Origin of the sequence: Palleronia aestuarii, assembly GCF_003253995.1 — a bacterium.
Lineage (GTDB): Bacteria > Pseudomonadota > Alphaproteobacteria > Rhodobacterales > Rhodobacteraceae > Palleronia > Palleronia aestuarii.
The window spans coordinates 232613-248213 of record NZ_QKZL01000002.1 but is presented as its reverse complement, the minus strand read 5'-3'; the positions used below and the strand labels follow the sequence as shown (position 1 = coordinate 248213).

Genomic DNA, 15601 nt, shown 5'->3' with positions numbered 1-15601 from the left:
CCCGAATGATTAGCTCTGCCGCCTCAAACCAGACCGAAGGCCCGCCATGACCGACCTGACCCCTCGCGAGATCGTCAGCGAACTCGACCGCTTCATCATCGGCCAGAAGGACGCCAAGCGCGCCGTGGCCGTGGCGCTCAGGAATCGCTGGCGGCGCAAGCAGCTCAGCGCGGAGTTGCAGGACGAGGTCTATCCCAAGAACATCCTGATGATCGGACCCACCGGCGTCGGCAAGACGGAAATCTCGCGCCGCCTCGCCAAGCTCGCCCGCGCCCCGTTCCTGAAGGTCGAGGCGACGAAGTTCACCGAGGTGGGCTATGTCGGCCGCGACGTGGAGCAGATCATCCGCGATCTGGTCGAGCAGGCGATCACCATGACCCGCGATCACATGCGCGAGGACGTGAAGACGAAGGCGGAAGCCAATGCCGAGGAGCGCGTGATCGACGCCATCGCGGGTGAGAACGCCCGCGAGGGCACGCGGGAGATGTTCCGCAAGAAGCTCCACGCCGGCGAACTCGACGCCACGATGATCGAACTCGAGGTCGCCGACACGTCGAACCCGATGGGGAACATGGAGATCCCCGGCATGCCCCCCGGACAGGGCGGCCTGAATATCGGCGATCTCTTCGGCAAGGCGTTCCAAGGCCGCAAGGTGCGCAAGCGCCTGAGTGTCGCGGACAGCTACGAGGTGCTCCTGGGCGAGGAGGCCGACAAGCTTCTCGACGACGAGAGCGTGACCAAGTCCGCGCTCGAGGCGGTGCAGGAGAACGGTATCGTCTTCCTCGACGAGATCGACAAGGTCTGTGCGCGGCAGGATGCCCGTGGCGGCGAGGTCAGTCGCGAGGGCGTGCAGCGCGATCTGCTGCCGCTGATCGAGGGTACGGTCGTCGCGACGAAGCATGGCCAGGTCCGGACCGACCACATCCTCTTCATCGCTTCCGGCGCCTTTCACGTCGCCAAGCCCTCGGATTTGCTGCCCGAACTTCAGGGCCGTCTGCCCATCCGCGTCGAACTCCGCGCTCTCACCGAGGCGGATTTCGTCCGGATTCTGACGGAGACGGACAACGCGCTGACCCGGCAATATACCGCACTTCTCGGCACGGAGGAGGTCGAGGTCGTGTTCACCGACGACGGTATCGCCGCGCTCGCCCGTATCGCAGCGGAGGTGAACACCGCCGTGGAGAATATCGGCGCGCGGCGGCTCTATACCGTGATGGAGCGCGTCTTCGAGGAACTCTCGTTCGAGGCGCCCGATCGTTCGGGCGAGAAGATCACGGTGGATGCCGATTTCGTCGAGAAGCACCTGGGCGAACTCAGCCGCTCCACGGACATGAGCCGCTACGTTCTCTGACGTCGCGGGAAACGGCCTTTCGGACTTCCGTTTCCCGCGAAACGGGCGTCAAAGGGGCCATGCCCTTTCTCACCTTCCTTCGTTCCAACGCGCCGTTCCTGCTCGTCGGCGTGCTCCTGACGTTCTGCTCGAGTTTCGGACAGACATTCTTCATCTCCGTCTTCGGCGGAGTGATCCGGGAGGAGTTCGCGCTCTCGAACGGTGGTTGGGGGATTCTCTATTCCATCGCCACGACCGCTTCGGCGATCGTGATGGTGTTCGCGGGCGCCGCCACGGACAGGTTCCGCGTCCGCGTGATCGGTCCGATCGTCCTCGGGCTTCTCGCGATGGCCTGTGTCGTGATGGCGATGGCGCCGGGGCCGGTGATCCTCGGAATGGCGATCTCTGCGCTCCGGCTCTGCGGACAGGGGATGTGCGTCCTCGTAGCCGCGGTCGCGATGGCGCGCTGGTTCGTTGCGCGGCGGGGGCTGGCGCTTTCGATCTCGGCCGTGGGCGTCGAGGCCGGATCCGCCCTGTTGCCGCTGGCGTTCGTATCGGCGATGCCGCTTACGGGCTGGCGTGAACTTTGGATCGTCGCGGCCTGCATCGTCCTCGCCGTCGTCCCGCTCCTCTGGCCGCTCCTGAGGCTCGAGCGGACACCGCAATCCATCTCCGAGGATCCGCAGAGCGCGGGCATGGGTAGTCGACACTGGCAGCGGGGCGAGATGCTGCGCCACCCCCTCTTCTGGTTCATTGCCCCTGCAATCCTTGCCCCCGCCGCATTCGGGACAGCGTTCTTCTTCCACCAGGTCCACCTGGCGGAAACGAAGGGGTTCACCCATCTCGAACTCGTTGCGCTTTTTCCCGTCTTCACCGCCGCCGCGATGGTCACGGTCTTCGCTTCGGGCCCGATCGTCGATCGTGTCGGAACCGCGCGTCTCATGCCGCTCTATCAGATGCCGATGGCCCTGGGGTTCGTCGGACTTGCCTTTGCGGATACCCTGCCGCTGGCGGCGATCTGCATCGGCCTCATGGGAATGACGCAAGGCATGAACGCGGTCGTGCCGAACGCTTTCTGGGCGGAATTCTACGGGACCCGGCACATGGGCGCGATCCGGTCGCTCGCGGCGGCGATCATGGTGTTCGGAACCGCCTTGGGACCCGCGCTGACCGGATTGCTGATCGACGCCGGTGTGATCCTTGAGGATCAGTTCGCGGGGATTGCTGTCTATTTCGTCCTTACGTCCGCGTTGGTCGCGGTAGGCATCGCCAGATCACGTGTCCTACAGTCCGCCGCGGCGTAGATAGACGTAATATGCCCCTCCACCGCCATGGGTCCGGTGCGCCTCTGTAACTTGCAGGACAAGAGCGGCGACGGGGGCCGAGGCAAGCCAGATCGGCACCTGACGGCGCAGCACGCCACGGGTTGCCGGAAACGGGGCCTCTCCGCCCCCCTGTCCCTTGCCGGTGATCACAAGGACCAAGCGCTTGCCGGCGGATTGCGACTCCCTCACGAACCGCAGGAGCAGCGGATGCGCTTCGTCGAGCCGGAGCCCGTGCAGATCGATCCGTCCCTCGACCCGGAGCTTGCCGCGTCGCATCCGTCCGAATGCCTTGGCGTCCATGCGGACGGGCGGCAGGACCGAGGGCGCCGGATCCGGGCCGCGGGAGGAGTTCGTGCGTTCGCCGACGCGGAACGGTTCGATCTCGAACGCCGGGCGTTGCGGGTTCTGCCGGACCGGGGACGGCGCAAGACGCGCGGGCGGGGGTGAGGCCGGCTCTTCCCGCAGGGGTGTCGCGGTCCGCTTGACCTGACGCCACAATTCTAGTTCGTCGGGCCTGAGGCCGCGCGGCTCCCGACGCCGTGCCATTCGCTCAGAATCCGGTGCCGAGCGCGTAGGCCCGCTGGATCGGCATCAGCGTCACGATCCGACCCCCGTCGCGCACGTAACCGGCGCGCCGACCCGCATCCTCACCAGTGCCGAAGAAGATGTCGGCCCGTTGCGCACCCTTGATCGCGGAGCCGGTATCCTGCGCCACCATCAGACGGTGCATCGGTTCGACCCCCTCCTTCTCGATCCAGACGGGGGTCCCGAGGCGGATAATGGTGGGATCGATGGCAATCGACCGCAATGCCGTGATCGAGCGGTTCATCGCGCCGAGCGGACCCTTCTCCGCAGGAACCTGGCTCACTTCGCGAAAGAAGGTGTAGGACGGGTTGTGGTTCAGGAGCGCCCGGCCCTCCTCCCCGTTCCGCTTGACCCAGTTGCGGATGTTATCGGCCGAGACCTCGTGCTCATCGTATTCTCCACGCCGGACGAGCTCGAGACCGATGGAACGGTAATCGTGACCGTTCTTGCCGGCATAGCCCACGCGGAGCGAGGTGCCGTCATCGAGCCGCACGCGGCCCGAACCCTGTATCTGCAGGAAGAAGACATCGACCGGATCGTCGATCCAGGCAATTTCCAGTCCGCGCCCGTCGAGAAGACCTTCCGTCTCGATCTGCGCGCGGGCGAGCCACGATCCATCCTCCGCTTCCTCCGGCAAGGCGTAGAGCGGATACTGATACTTGCCTCCACGATAACGCGATCCGTTCAGTTCCGGCTCGAAATAGCCGGTGAAGAGCATCGTATCGTCGTTCCCGATCAGGACAGGTCGGAAGAACAATTCGAAGAACTGCCGCGCATTATCGCGCTGCTCTGCTCCGAGCGCGCAGAGCGTCAGCCAGTCGGGATCGCGCATGTCGCGGCAGGTTGAAAGAAAGACATCGAGCGCCGCGCGATGATCGTCCTCCGCCCAGCCCTCAAGCGAGGCGAAGTTGACAATCTCGTGACGCGTCTCCTGCCCCATCGATGCCGCGGGCGCGAACGCCAGGCATGACAAGGCCAGGAGCAGCGCCCGCATTATTCCCCCGTCGCGACCAGCTGCCAGTTCGGATCGTCGACACCCATCTTGCGCGCGAAGGTCCACGTGTCGCGCTGGCGCTTGATCTCGTTCGGATCGCCCTCGACGATCTCGCCTTCGGCATTTCTGACCACCGCCGTCAGTTCCGCGAGGAAGCGGACCGTGATCTCCGCCAGATGCGTGTCGCGACCGTAAGAGGCGCGGTAAAGTTCGACGTCGCGCACACCGACGATCTCGGACTGCACGGTCAGGCCTTTCTCCTCGCGGTCGGCGATGACGGCATCGAAAGCCTCGGCGACGTCCGGATCGAGAAGTTCACGAACGCCCGAGATGTCACCTTTCTCGAAAGCCGACAGGATCATCTCGTAGGCACCCCGCGCCCCGCTCAGGAACTCTCCGACATCGAAGCCCGGCTCCGCCATCTTCATGCTAGCGAGGGCCTTCGCCGATTCCGATCCGTCCTCGACATGATCGGTGATGTCGCGATCGGGCCCGCCTTCGATCACTTCGAATTCGGGGCGGTTCGTCCGCGACCGGGCGCCGTCGGTCGGCCCGCTCACGGGGGGCTTCTCGAAACCGTCACGGGTGCCGAGCACACCGCGCAGGCGCACGATCAGGAAGATCGCGATACCCGCAAGCACCAGCAATTGGATGACGGCAGAACTCATTCGTACCTCGGATCTGGGCGAACCCGTTGCTAACGATCGTTGTGGGTTCCTATGTAGGACCGAGCCGGGGTTGAGTCCACCTCCCGGCCCGTCTGGAAGGAGAACCCACGTGAAGCTGCTCGCCGCCTTTATCGCGATCCCCCTCATCGAGATCGCCCTGTTCATCCAGGTAGGCGGTCTCCTCGGCCTGTGGCCGACGCTGGCGATCGTGCTCGTGACGGCCATCATCGGAACCACCCTCGTCCGCTCGCAGGGAGCCTTGGCGCTTGCGGAATTACGCCGTTCTCTCAACGACATGCGTGATCCGTCCGAGCCGCTGGCGCATGGGGCGATGATCCTCGTCGCGGGCGTCCTCCTGCTGACACCGGGATTTTTCACCGATGCGTTGGGTTTTGCCCTTCTGGTTCCGGCCGTCCGACGTGCGGCCTTCGAGTTCCTGCGCACCCGCGTGAAAGTTCAGTCCTTCGGTCCGGGCGCCGGCCCCACACGTGCACAGGGCTCGCGACCGCATTCGCGCACGACCGGTGACGGCGATGTGATCGAGGGCGAATACGACGAGGTCGACATCCCCGAACCCGACCCAAACCGCCGCCCGTCGGGCTGGACCCGCCGGTGAGGCGGCATTGAGACGCAGCGCAGAACCTGATAGGTCCGACGCCAGCCGAATTCATACCGGAGTTTCCGATGGCCGATAGTGAAACGAAGACCGCCGCCACGCCGAACGGCAGCGTGCCGCCGACCCCGCAATTGCGCCCGCTCGGGCAATACATCCGCGATCTGTCCTTCGAGAATATCGTCGCGCGCAAACCGATCAGCGGAGAGGTCAAGCCCGACGTGTCGGTTCAGGTGAGCCTCGATGCGAAGAAGCGCGGCGATAACGATCAATACGAGATCATCGGCAAGTTCACCATCACGTCGAAGAACAAGGAGAGCGACGACACGCTCTTCGTGATGGAGCTCGAATATGGCGGGGTTTTCGCCACGTCCAACGTGCCTAACGAACAGCTGCACCCGTTCCTGCTGATCGAGGGGCCGCGGCAGATGTTTCCGTTCATCCGCCGTATCGTCGCCGACGTCACGCATGACGGTGGCTTCCCGGCGCTCAATCTCGAGCCGATCGACTTCGTTTCCCTCTACCGGCAGGGTATCGCGCAGCGTCAGGCCGCCGCGCAGAAATCCGAAGAGACGCCCTCGGCCTGACTTTCCTCAGGGGCGGGTCCACACGGAGCCGTCCCCGAGCCGCGCGACGAACTCGGCATGTGCGGCACGCTCGTCGTCCGTGATGCGAGATGGGAGCGGTCCGGGACGCGGCTGCGGCCGCCATTCGGCGACCGTGCCTCCGCCGGATCTGTCCTGTCCGGCCGACAGGCTGAAGTCGGGCTGTCTACCACCGATGAGTTCAAGGTAGACCTCCGCCAGGATCTCCGCGTCGAGCAGCGCCCCGTGCAGCGTACGCGAGGAATTGTCGATGCCGAAACGACGGCAGAGTGCGTCGAGCGAGGCCGGCGATCCCGGAAAGCGGCGCCGCGCGATCGCGAGCGTATCGAGCGCCCGATCGGGCGCGAGGGTCGGCGCCCCGACCCATCCGAGCTCGGCATTGAGGAATTTCATGTCGAAAGCGGCGTTATGGATCACGAGCTTCGCATCTCCCGCGAAGTCGAGGAAATCTTTCGCCACGTCGCGGAATACGGGTTTGTCCCGCAGGAAGTCGTCGCCAAGACCGTGAACCTCGAACGCGTCATTCGGCATGGAGCGTTCGGGATTGATGTAGACGTGAAATGTCCGGCCCGTCGGGACGTGACCGTTCAACTCCACCGCGCCGATCTCGACGATCCGGTCGCCCGTTTCCGGCTCGAAGCCTGTCGTTTCGGTATCGAGGACGATCTCACGCATCCGGCAGTTCCCTCGTCAATTTCTGCACCAGTTCATTGATATGCCGCCGCGTCTCCTCTCGATCGACCGAGGGGATGACGACGTCCGCCCGCGCCCGCTTTTCCGCATCCGGCACCTGTAGCGCGAGAAGGGCGTCGAACTGGGCCTCCGTCATGCCGGGCCGGGAAAGGACGCGCTCCTTCTGAACTTCGGGTGGAGCGGAGATGACTACGACGATATCGACCTGATCCTCCATACCTCCCTCGAAAAGAAGGGGGATGTCGAGGCAGACCATCCGCTCCTCCGTTCCGGCGACGAAGGCCGCGCGATCCTGTGCCACCAGCGGATGAACGATCCGCTCCACTTGACGAAGGGCCGTGGCATCCTCCGCGATCCAGGCCTTGAGAGCCGCACGGTCCACCGCGCCGTCCACGACGGCCTCTGGCCTGATCTGCTCGATCGCCGCGACCCCTGCCCCGCCGGGCGAGTAAAGATCGCGAACCGCCGCGTCCGCATCCCAGACCGGCACGCCCGCCTCCTGGAACATCCTCGCCGCGGTCGACTTTCCCATTCCGATCGATCCAGTCAGTCCAATGAGAAAGGGCCGCCTCATGACGACAGGATCGCGTTCCGGGCCGCGGCGTCCACGACAGGACGCGTTCCGAACCATGCCTCGAACCCCGCCACCGCCTGGTGGAGCAGCATCCCGAGCCCGTCGACACCGCGACAACCCCGCCGCCGCGCGGCCTGGAGAAACGGCGTGTCGAGGGGGGTGTAGACGATATCGCAGGCCAGCGCCGTCTCCGGCAGGTTCCTGAGTTCGAAGGGAAACGGGGCCTTGCCCGTCATGCCGAGCGAGGTGGTATTCACTACGAGAGCGACTTCCGGAAGCATGTCTTCCGCTGAAGGCCAATCCTGCACCATGATTGCGGGGCCGAATTCCTTTCTCAATGCCTCGCTCCGATCGCGCGTGCGATTGCTCAATCGAATCTCGGGGGCACCTGCATCGAGAAGGGAGACGATCACCGCCCGCGCCGCGCCGCCCGCGCCAAATACCGCGGCAGGTCCATCGGAGGCCGTCCATCCGGGCGCACCCTGACGGAGATTTTCGATGAACCCCTCGCCATCCGTGTTGTCTGCGTGAAGCGCGCCGTCGTCGAGAAAGCGCAACGTATTCGCTGCGCCAATCCGCCGTGTACGATCGGAGACGCTGTCGGCAAGCTCGAGGACCTGTTCCTTGTAGGGGATTGTCACATTGGCCCCGACGAAACCCATGCGCGGGAGAAGCGATACGATCCGCTCCAAATCCTGGCTTTCGATCTGCAGCGGCACGTAATGGCCTGCAATCCCCAATCGATCGAGCCAAAAGCGATGAAGTTTCGGCGAAGCGCTCTGTGCCACCGAGGTTCCGATGACGCCCGCCAGGGGCACATGATCCGGTCTCATGATGCCAGATAGCCCCGGTCGGTTAGCCACGACAAGAGCGGGATCATCGGCAGGCCGAGAACGTCGAAGTAATTCCCTTCGACGGCACGGAAGAGGCGGATCCCCTCCCCTTCGAGGCGGTAGCCGCCAACGCAATCGCGGATTTCCGTCCAGTTGCGAGAAACGTAGTCATCGATGAATGAGCCGGACAGGTCTCGCATTTCGAGCCGGGCGGTCCCGACATGGCGCCAGACCGGACGCGTATCCTCGTACGCAACGATCGCGGAATGGAGATGATGCGTCTGACCTGCAAGCATGCGCAGCCCTTCGCGCGCATCGGTTTCGTCGCCGAATTTCGACATCAGGCGGCCGCGATGCTCGAGGGTCTGGTCGCATCCCAAGACGATGCCGTCCGGATATCTCGCGGCCACCTTGCGCGATTTTGCTTCGGCCAAGGCATCGGCGATGTCGCGTGGCGTGGCGCCTTCCGCCACCAAGGCCCCCTTGATCGACTCCTCATCAACGCGCGGCGCAACGGCTTCGACATCGAGGCCCGCCGCCCGCAAGAGCGCGAGGCGCGTCGAAGACGTGGAAGCAAGGACCAAAGGCATGATGACTCCGTGGATAACTCGGCGCGGATTGCGGTGACAGATCTCCGCATCGAATACGTCTGAGGACAACCCCGGATCCGGGCCGACTTTCGGCATCGTTTATCCCCGTGGACAGCCTTTGTCCCGCCTCGTGGTCGCAGGTTGTACGAGGCACGAGAAGTCCCCAGTCCCGGACTATTTCTGCACAGGGTTCAATCTCGTAAGTACCTTATGAAGAATAACTTTTCGGTTTATCCACAAATTTAGAGGAGACACTCTGGTCGGCCTGGAACATCGCGACACCCTTGTGGATCACATCAGGAGAACCGAGATGCCCTGCTTATCCCGGCTACAAACACATCATCATCCTTTTCTTTACTTCTGATTCTATGGAAGAGGGCTTCATGGCTTGGCTCTATCCATACTATCCTTGGATCAAGGCGCTCCACGTGATCGCCGTTGTCGCTTGGATGGCCGGGTTGTTCTATCTACCCCGCCTTTTCGTCTACCACGTGGAGGCGGCGTCCGGCGAAGCGGATCGGGAAGCGTTGTTCCGAACGATGGAAACGCGCCTCCTCAAGGCGATCATGAATCCGGCCATGATTGCCACGTGGGTATTCGGGCTCACCATGGTTCTGTTGCCGGGATTGATCGACTGGTCAGCGATTTGGCCGTGGACGAAAGCCGCTGCCGTGCTTGCGATGACCGGCTTTCATATGTGGTGTGCGGCGCAAAGGCGCCATCTGGCCGAGAATCCCGCGTATCGCAGCGGTCGGTACTATCGGGCGATGAACGAGGTACCCACGCTTCTTCTCGTCGTCATCGTGATCTCGGTCATTGTCCGGCCGTTCTAAGCGCGATTGACAGAACCGCAGAAACCGGGGTATGCCCCGTCCCGCAGCCGTCCGGCCGCATTTTCCCCAAACGATACGTAAGCTGGCCTCACGCCAGGTCTGGATTTCAGATGACCCAAGATCGCCTCAATCTCGCCGACCTTAAGGCGCAGAGCCCGAAGGATCTGCTGTCCCTCGCCGAGGATCTCGAGATCGAGAACGCCTCGACCATGCGCAAGGGCGAGATGATGTTCTCCATTCTTAAGGAGCGGGCCGACGAGGAATGGGTGATCGGCGGTGACGGCGTCCTCGAAGTGCTACAGGACGGTTTCGGCTTCCTGCGCTCGCCGGAGGCGAACTACCTGCCCGGTCCGGATGACATCTATGTCTCGCCGGACATGATCCGCAAATACGCTTTGCGGACGGGAGACAGCATTTCCGGCGTGATCCGGGGGCCGGACGAGTCGGAGCGCTATTTCGCACTCATTGATGTGGAGGCCATCAACTTCGAGGATCCGCAGCGGGCCCGTCACAAGGTCGCCTTCGATAACCTGACGCCGCTCTATCCCGACGAGCGCCTGAACATGGAAATCGACGACCCGACGCGCAAGGACAAGTCGGCGCGGATCATCGACCTGGTCGCTCCGATCGGAAAGGGCCAGCGCTCGCTCATCGTTGCCCCTCCCCGGACCGGCAAGACGGTGCTTCTCCAGAACATCGCCCATTCCATCGAGGCCAATCACCCCGAGTGCTATCTCATCGTCCTGCTGATCGACGAGCGGCCCGAAGAGGTGACCGATATGCAGCGCTCGGTAAAGGGCGAAGTCGTTTCCTCGACCTTCGACGAGCCGGCCACGCGGCATGTCGCCGTCTCCGAGATGGTGATCGAGAAGGCCAAGCGACTCGTCGAACACAAGCGGGACGTTGTCATTCTTCTCGACTCCATCACGCGTCTTGGACGCGCGTTCAACACGGTCGTACCGAGCTCCGGTAAGGTCCTGACCGGCGGTGTGGATGCGAATGCTCTGCAACGGCCGAAGCGGTTCTTCGGTGCAGCCCGGAATATCGAGGAAGGCGGTTCCTTGACGATCATCGCGACGGCGCTGATCGATACTGGCAGCCGGATGGACGAGGTGATCTTCGAGGAGTTCAAGGGGACCGGCAACTCCGAGATCGTCCTGGATCGCAAGGTCGCGGACAAGCGCGTCTATCCCGCGATGGACATCCTCAAGTCCGGGACGCGGAAAGAGGAATTGCTGGTCGAGAAGGTGGACCTTCAGAAGACCTACGTCCTGCGTCGTATCCTCAATCCGATGGGCACGACCGACGCGATCGAGTTCCTGCTGTCCAAGCTCAAGCAGACGAAGAACAATTCAGAGTTTTTCGACTCGATGAACACCTGATCGGCTGATGTTCGCATGGATACGATATTTGCCCAGGCGACAGTACCCGGGAAGTCGGGTGTGGCGATCGTTCGTGTCTCGGGCCCATCCGCGCTCCATGGTTGCGCACGTCTGATCGGCTCATTGCCGGAGCCCAATCGAGCTGCCCTACGAACAGTTCGTCGAGCCGATGGATCTGTACTAGACGTCGGATTAATCGTTACTTTTCAGAATCCTGCAAGTTTCACGGGTGAGGACTCCGTGGAATTCCAGGTTCATGGGAGCATAGCAGTCGTCGGCGCGCTCTTATCTGAACTCCAAGCTTTGCCCGACTTCCGAATGGCGGATGCGGGAGAGTTTACGCGCCGTGCACTTATGAACAACCGTCTCGATCTCGTTCAGGTGGAAGGCCTTGCCGATCTGATCGATGCGGAAACCGAAGCTCAGCGCCAGCAAGCACAAAGGGTGTTCTCCGGAGAACTGTCGGACCTAGTTCAGTCTTGGCGTGATCAGTTGATTGCCATGTCCGGACTGCTTGAGGCCAGCTTAGACTTTTCCGACGAAGATATCCCGGAGGACGTCTGGTCGGATGTCATGAAGGGGGTGGCATCACTGAAGTCTGATCTTGAGATGCAGATTTTCAGATTTTCATCGGCCGAACGTGTTCGCGACGGGTTTGAGGTTGCCATCATCGGTCCACCGAATGTCGGTAAGTCGACACTCCTGAATGCCATCGCCAAGCGACCGGTGGCTCTGACTTCCGAGATTGCCGGGACTACGCGAGACGTGATCGAACTGCGTACTGACATACGCGGTTTACCGGTGACATTCCTCGACACTGCTGGATTGCGGGACTCACAGGATGATCTCGAGCGCGCGGGAATTGCGCTTGCGCGGGATCGTTCCAAGAAAGCCGACCTTCGGATTTATCTAACCGATGAACCAGCCAGAGCACAGCCATTCGATACTCGCGATATTGTTTTGCACGCTAAAGCTGATCTATCTACACATGAGCTGGACCCCAGTTTTCCCGTGATCAAAGTCTCGGGATTGACCGGCAAAGGCATCGCAGAACTGCTCTCCACCATAGCGGATCGGCTTGTGGAGGTCGTCCCGATTGAAAGCGTTTTCACCCGAAAACGACATCTCGTGGCACTAAAAGATGCTGTAATTGCGCTCATTGGTTTCGATGACTTGGCCGGTAATCCGTTACAGTACGAGTTTGGCGCGGAAAAGCTCAGGACCGTTATCGCTATCCTGGACGGTATCACTGGCAGAATCGACGTAGAAGATGTATTGGGAGACATCTTCACATCCTTCTGTATCGGCAAATAGGTGTTTCACGTGAAACAAGAGGTCGAAACGATCGCCGTCGTTGGTGGGGGGCACGCTGGCGTCGAAGCGGCATACGCAGCCGCCCGTATGGGTGCCAACGTCGTCTTGATCACACAGAAGCCCGAAACCATCGGTGTAATGTCCTGTAACCCTGCTATTGGCGGCGTGGGAAAAGGACATCTTGTTCGAGAGATCGATGCGATGGGTGGACTGATGGCCCTATGCGCCGATAAAGCTGCAATCCACTATCGCCTTCTCAACCGGAGTAAAGGACCAGCGGTTCACGGGCCACGAGCTCAGGTCGACCGCGAGCTATATCGCTGCGCAGTCCAGGAAACCTTGAGGTCGCAACAGAACATTTCCATCATTGCTGGAACCGTTGAAGATGTTCTGACAGTAGCGGGCCGTGTTTGCGGTGTAAAACTCGAAGATCGCACGGAGGTAAGGTGCAATGCAGTCATCCTTACCACCGGAACTTTTCTGAATGGCGTGATACATATGGGGCGGGAAACTCGCTCCGGGGGCAGGATTGGAGATAGGGCATCGAATCGGCTTAGTGACCGGCTGAAAGATGCGGGCACCGAATTGGGTCGTCTAAAGACCGGAACCCCCCCTCGCATCGTTTCTTCGTCAATTGACTGGGCGTCGCTTCAGTTTCAGAATAGTGACCCCGACCCTACGATGCTCTCCTTTCAAAGCAAAGCACCACAGAATCCGATTCTAAGTTGCGGGATCACCGCGACGAATTCCGCCGTACACGAAATCATTGCAAGTAATCTCGCTTTCTCCGCAATGCATAGTGGTGCAATTACCGGGAAAGGCCCTCGCTACTGCCCCTCTGTTGAAGACAAAATTTCTCGCTTCGCCGAAAAGAGTTCACACCAGATCTTTCTTGAACCTGAAGGATTGAATTCGCCGCTAGTATATCCCAACGGTATCTCAACGTCCCTGCCGTTAGATATCCAGCGTGAGTTCGTTCGCGCGATTGAGGGTTTAGCCCGTGCGGAGATCGCCCAGCCCGGGTACGCCATCGAGTACGACTATGTTGACCCTCGGTCTCTAGATACTGGTCTCCAGGTAACCGCGCTCCCAGGTTTGTGGCTTGCAGGCCAAATCAATGGGACGACGGGCTACGAGGAGGCTGCTGCGCAGGGTTTGGCGGCAGCTATAGATGCCGTACTAGTCGCTCGAGGTCTGGACCAATTCAGATTTTCGCGCACGTCATCATACATTGGAGTTCTTATCGATGACCTAGTAACTAAAGGCGTTTCAGAGCCTTATAGGATGTTCACGTCTCGCGCCGAGTACAGATTGACCCTTAGACCCGATAACGCGGATCAGCGCCTTACTCCCGCGGCCGAGGTACTTGGCCTGGTCAGTAAAAACCGATTTTCCCAATTTGAAGAGAAATTGCGATTGTTGAACAGGGCCAAGGATATCACAGACGGTGAAACGCTTTCTAACGGGGAAGTCCAGAAAATCGGTGGCCCGTCATCAAAAAGCGGTAAGCGCAGAAGCGTGTATTCGCTTCTCTCGAGCGCCAACATAGCTCATCAGAGCCTCAAAAGTATTCGACCTGTCCTCGCGGAGATCGAGACCGGTATTTGGAACCAACTTCGCGTGGAGGCACTGTATTCGAATTATATAGACCGGCAATCGAGCGACATCTTGCGTCTGAAGCGTTTCGAAGACCTGAAAGTGCCGAAGTTCTTCAACTTCAGCGAAGTCGCGGGGCTTTCTCACGAAATCACGGAAAGACTTCTGCGAGTTCAGCCTGAGAGTATCGGGCAGGCGTCAAGGATTGAAGGTATGACCCCGGTCGCCTTGAATGCCTTAATTTTTGCTGTTCGAAATGCAAATATTCCCGCCTGATGTTATATGTTTCACGTGAAACAAGGGAGAAGCTAAACCGGTATGTCGAGCTACTCCTGAAGTGGAATTCGACAATCAACCTCATCTCTAAAACGGATGAGCGCGTTATTTGGTGTCGACATATCGCGGACTGCCACCGCTTATGCTCGTATATACCGGCAGAGCCTTACAGTATTTGTGATATGGGTTCTGGCGGGGGACTCCCGGGAGTTGTCGTTGCTTTATCCCGCCCAGATCTACATGTGAACATGATCGAATCTGATCGGAGAAAGGCAGTTTTTTTGAGCACAGTATGCCAAGACGTCGGAATTTCTGCGACTGTTTTAAACGCACGAATTGAGGATGTAGCGCCAATCCAAGCGGACATTGTGATCGCTCGCGCTCTTGCGCCGCTACATAGGCTATTTGCTCTCGGTATCCAGCATGCGAAACCCTCATCAAAATACCTTTTCCTTAAGGGTAAGAATGCCGATTACGAAATCGAGCACGCGAGGGCGGAATGGGACTTCTCACTAATCAAACATGAGAGTAAGAATGGCGCGGGTTCGATGATCCTGGAATTAGGGAATGTCCGTCATGCCTGATCGTGATTCGGGGTACCGAAAGGTCATCGCAATCGTCAACCAGAAGGGTGGTGTTGGGAAGACGACCACTGCAATCAACCTTGGTGCTGCGTTAGCTGAGGTCGGCCACCGCGTTGCTATCATCGATCTTGACCCCCAGGGAAATGCATCGACTGGGTTAGGCCTTGAGAGTAATGATCGTGAATTGACGACCTACGATCTTATTTTAGAGGGCAGGTCATTAGCCGCTGTTTTACACAAGACAAATATTGACGGCCTATTCATCGTACCGGCTACTGCAGATTTGAGTTCTGCAGATATCGAAATGTACAAGAGTAAGAATCGTTCGTTCTTATTACGCGATGCTCTTCGTTCTTCGGATGTCGATGAGCTGAATTTAGACTTTATTCTTATAGACTGTCCTCCGTCGCTCAGCCTCTTGACAGTGAATGCGATGGTGTCTGCGCATTCTGTTCTGGTTCCCCTACAGAGCGAGTTCTTTGCACTGGAAGGTTTATCACAATTAATGCTTACTGTTCGCGAGGTTCGGCAGAGCGCAAACCCGGACTTACGTATCGAGGGGGTGGTCTTGACCATGTTTGACGGCCGTAATCGGCTGGCCCAGCAAGTACTTGTTGATGCGCGAGAAACTCTCGGTGAACTCGTGTTCAAGACGATCATTCCGCGAAATGTACGGGTGAGTGAAGCACCTTCGCACGCTCTTCCTGTCTTGCAATACGACACAGGTTCGAAAGGTAGTCTCGCATACCGGGATCTGGCGCTCGAATTGACGTCACGCACTAAAGCGACTGCGGCATAACCTGGGA

Annotated in this window: 17 protein-coding genes; 10 read left to right on the top strand and 7 right to left on the bottom strand. The window is 60.1% G+C overall.

Annotated elements, in window-relative coordinates:
• The first annotated feature begins 46 nt into the window (after positions 1–46).
• Positions 47–1351, top strand: a complete 1305-nt coding sequence (hslU, locus tag LX81_RS03335) for an ATP-dependent protease ATPase subunit HslU (protein ID WP_111535867.1) — start codon at positions 47–49, stop codon at positions 1349–1351.
• Positions 1352–1410: 59 nt separating this feature from the next.
• Complete coding sequence (locus tag LX81_RS03330) at positions 1411–2634, top strand: MFS transporter (protein ID WP_111535866.1); 1224 nt, start codon at positions 1411–1413, stop codon at positions 2632–2634.
• Here the strand turns inward: LX81_RS03330 and LX81_RS03325 are convergent.
• The 3 genes from LX81_RS03325 to LX81_RS03315 are packed head-to-tail and all read right to left on the bottom strand — an operon-like array spanning position 2614 to position 4902.
• The gene (locus LX81_RS03325; protein ID WP_111535865.1) at positions 2614–3201 is read right to left on the bottom strand and encodes a Smr/MutS family protein; all 588 of its coding nucleotides are present in this window, start codon (positions 3199–3201) and stop codon (positions 2614–2616) included. The two genes, LX81_RS03330 and LX81_RS03325, sit on opposite strands and share 21 nt — an antisense overlap.
• A gap of 4 nt (positions 3202–3205) precedes the next feature.
• On the bottom strand, positions 3206–4234 hold the full coding sequence (mltA, locus tag LX81_RS03320) for a murein transglycosylase A (protein ID WP_111535864.1): 1029 nt from the start codon (positions 4232–4234) through the stop codon (positions 3206–3208).
• A complete protein-coding gene (locus tag LX81_RS03315; RefSeq protein ID WP_111535863.1) occupies positions 4234–4902 on the bottom strand; it encodes a Tim44/TimA family putative adaptor protein in 669 nt (222 codons plus the stop codon). The genes mltA and LX81_RS03315 overlap by 1 nt, the downstream gene beginning before the upstream one ends.
• A gap of 109 nt (positions 4903–5011) precedes the next feature.
• On the opposite strand from LX81_RS03315, the gene LX81_RS03310 reads away from it, so the two are divergent.
• Entirely contained in the window at positions 5012–5518 is a 507-nt protein-coding gene (locus tag LX81_RS03310) for an FxsA family protein (RefSeq protein ID WP_111535862.1), read from the top strand.
• 68 nt (positions 5519–5586) lie between these two features.
• Positions 5587–6102 carry a protein-export chaperone SecB gene (gene secB, locus LX81_RS03305; RefSeq protein ID WP_111535861.1) on the top strand — a complete coding sequence of 172 codons (516 nt, stop codon included), beginning with the start codon at positions 5587–5589 and terminating at the stop codon, positions 6100–6102.
• Between the two features lie 6 nt (positions 6103–6108).
• On the opposite strand, the gene dnaQ is transcribed toward secB, so the two are convergent.
• Genes dnaQ through LX81_RS03285 form a run of 4 tightly spaced genes read right to left on the bottom strand, consistent with a single transcriptional unit; the run spans position 6109 to position 8810 of the window.
• A complete protein-coding gene (gene dnaQ, locus LX81_RS03300; protein ID WP_111535860.1) occupies positions 6109–6795 on the bottom strand; it encodes a DNA polymerase III subunit epsilon in 687 nt (228 codons plus the stop codon).
• Positions 6788–7387: a dephospho-CoA kinase gene (gene coaE, locus LX81_RS03295; protein ID WP_111535859.1), complete on the bottom strand. Its 600-nt coding sequence runs from the start codon at positions 7385–7387 to the stop codon at positions 6788–6790. The genes dnaQ and coaE overlap by 8 nt, the downstream gene beginning before the upstream one ends.
• The gene (locus tag LX81_RS03290) at positions 7384–8220 is read right to left on the bottom strand and encodes a shikimate dehydrogenase (protein WP_111535858.1); all 837 of its coding nucleotides are present in this window, start codon (positions 8218–8220) and stop codon (positions 7384–7386) included. The genes coaE and LX81_RS03290 overlap by 4 nt, the downstream gene beginning before the upstream one ends.
• On the bottom strand, positions 8217–8810 hold the full coding sequence (locus LX81_RS03285; RefSeq protein ID WP_111536025.1) for a Maf family protein: 594 nt from the start codon (positions 8808–8810) through the stop codon (positions 8217–8219). The genes LX81_RS03290 and LX81_RS03285 overlap by 4 nt, the downstream gene beginning before the upstream one ends.
• Before the next feature lie 383 nt (positions 8811–9193).
• On the opposite strand from LX81_RS03285, the gene hemJ reads away from it, so the two are divergent.
• From hemJ to LX81_RS03255, 6 genes are all read left to right on the top strand, one after another.
• Positions 9194–9643 (top strand): protoporphyrinogen oxidase HemJ, encoded by a 450-nt coding sequence (hemJ, locus tag LX81_RS03280; protein WP_234822470.1) that lies wholly within the window; start codon positions 9194–9196, stop codon positions 9641–9643.
• A gap of 110 nt (positions 9644–9753) precedes the next feature.
• Positions 9754–11025, top strand: a complete 1272-nt coding sequence (gene rho, locus LX81_RS03275; protein WP_111535856.1) for a transcription termination factor Rho — start codon at positions 9754–9756, stop codon at positions 11023–11025.
• Between the two features lie 15 nt (positions 11026–11040).
• Positions 11041–12339 (top strand): tRNA uridine-5-carboxymethylaminomethyl(34) synthesis GTPase MnmE, encoded by a 1299-nt coding sequence (mnmE, locus tag LX81_RS03270; RefSeq protein WP_111535855.1) that lies wholly within the window; start codon positions 11041–11043, stop codon positions 12337–12339.
• A 9-nt stretch (positions 12340–12348) separates the two neighbouring features.
• Positions 12349–14211, top strand: coding sequence for a tRNA uridine-5-carboxymethylaminomethyl(34) synthesis enzyme MnmG (mnmG, locus tag LX81_RS03265; protein WP_308418328.1), 1863 nt, complete (start codon positions 12349–12351; stop codon positions 14209–14211).
• The gene (rsmG, locus tag LX81_RS23285) at positions 14211–14795 is read left to right on the top strand and encodes a 16S rRNA (guanine(527)-N(7))-methyltransferase RsmG (RefSeq protein ID WP_111535853.1); all 585 of its coding nucleotides are present in this window, start codon (positions 14211–14213) and stop codon (positions 14793–14795) included. Before mnmG ends, rsmG begins: the two co-directional genes overlap by 1 nt.
• Complete coding sequence (locus LX81_RS03255; protein ID WP_111536024.1) at positions 14788–15594, top strand: ParA family protein; 807 nt, start codon at positions 14788–14790, stop codon at positions 15592–15594. The genes rsmG and LX81_RS03255 overlap by 8 nt, the downstream gene beginning before the upstream one ends.
• Positions 15595–15601 lie beyond the last annotated feature (7 nt).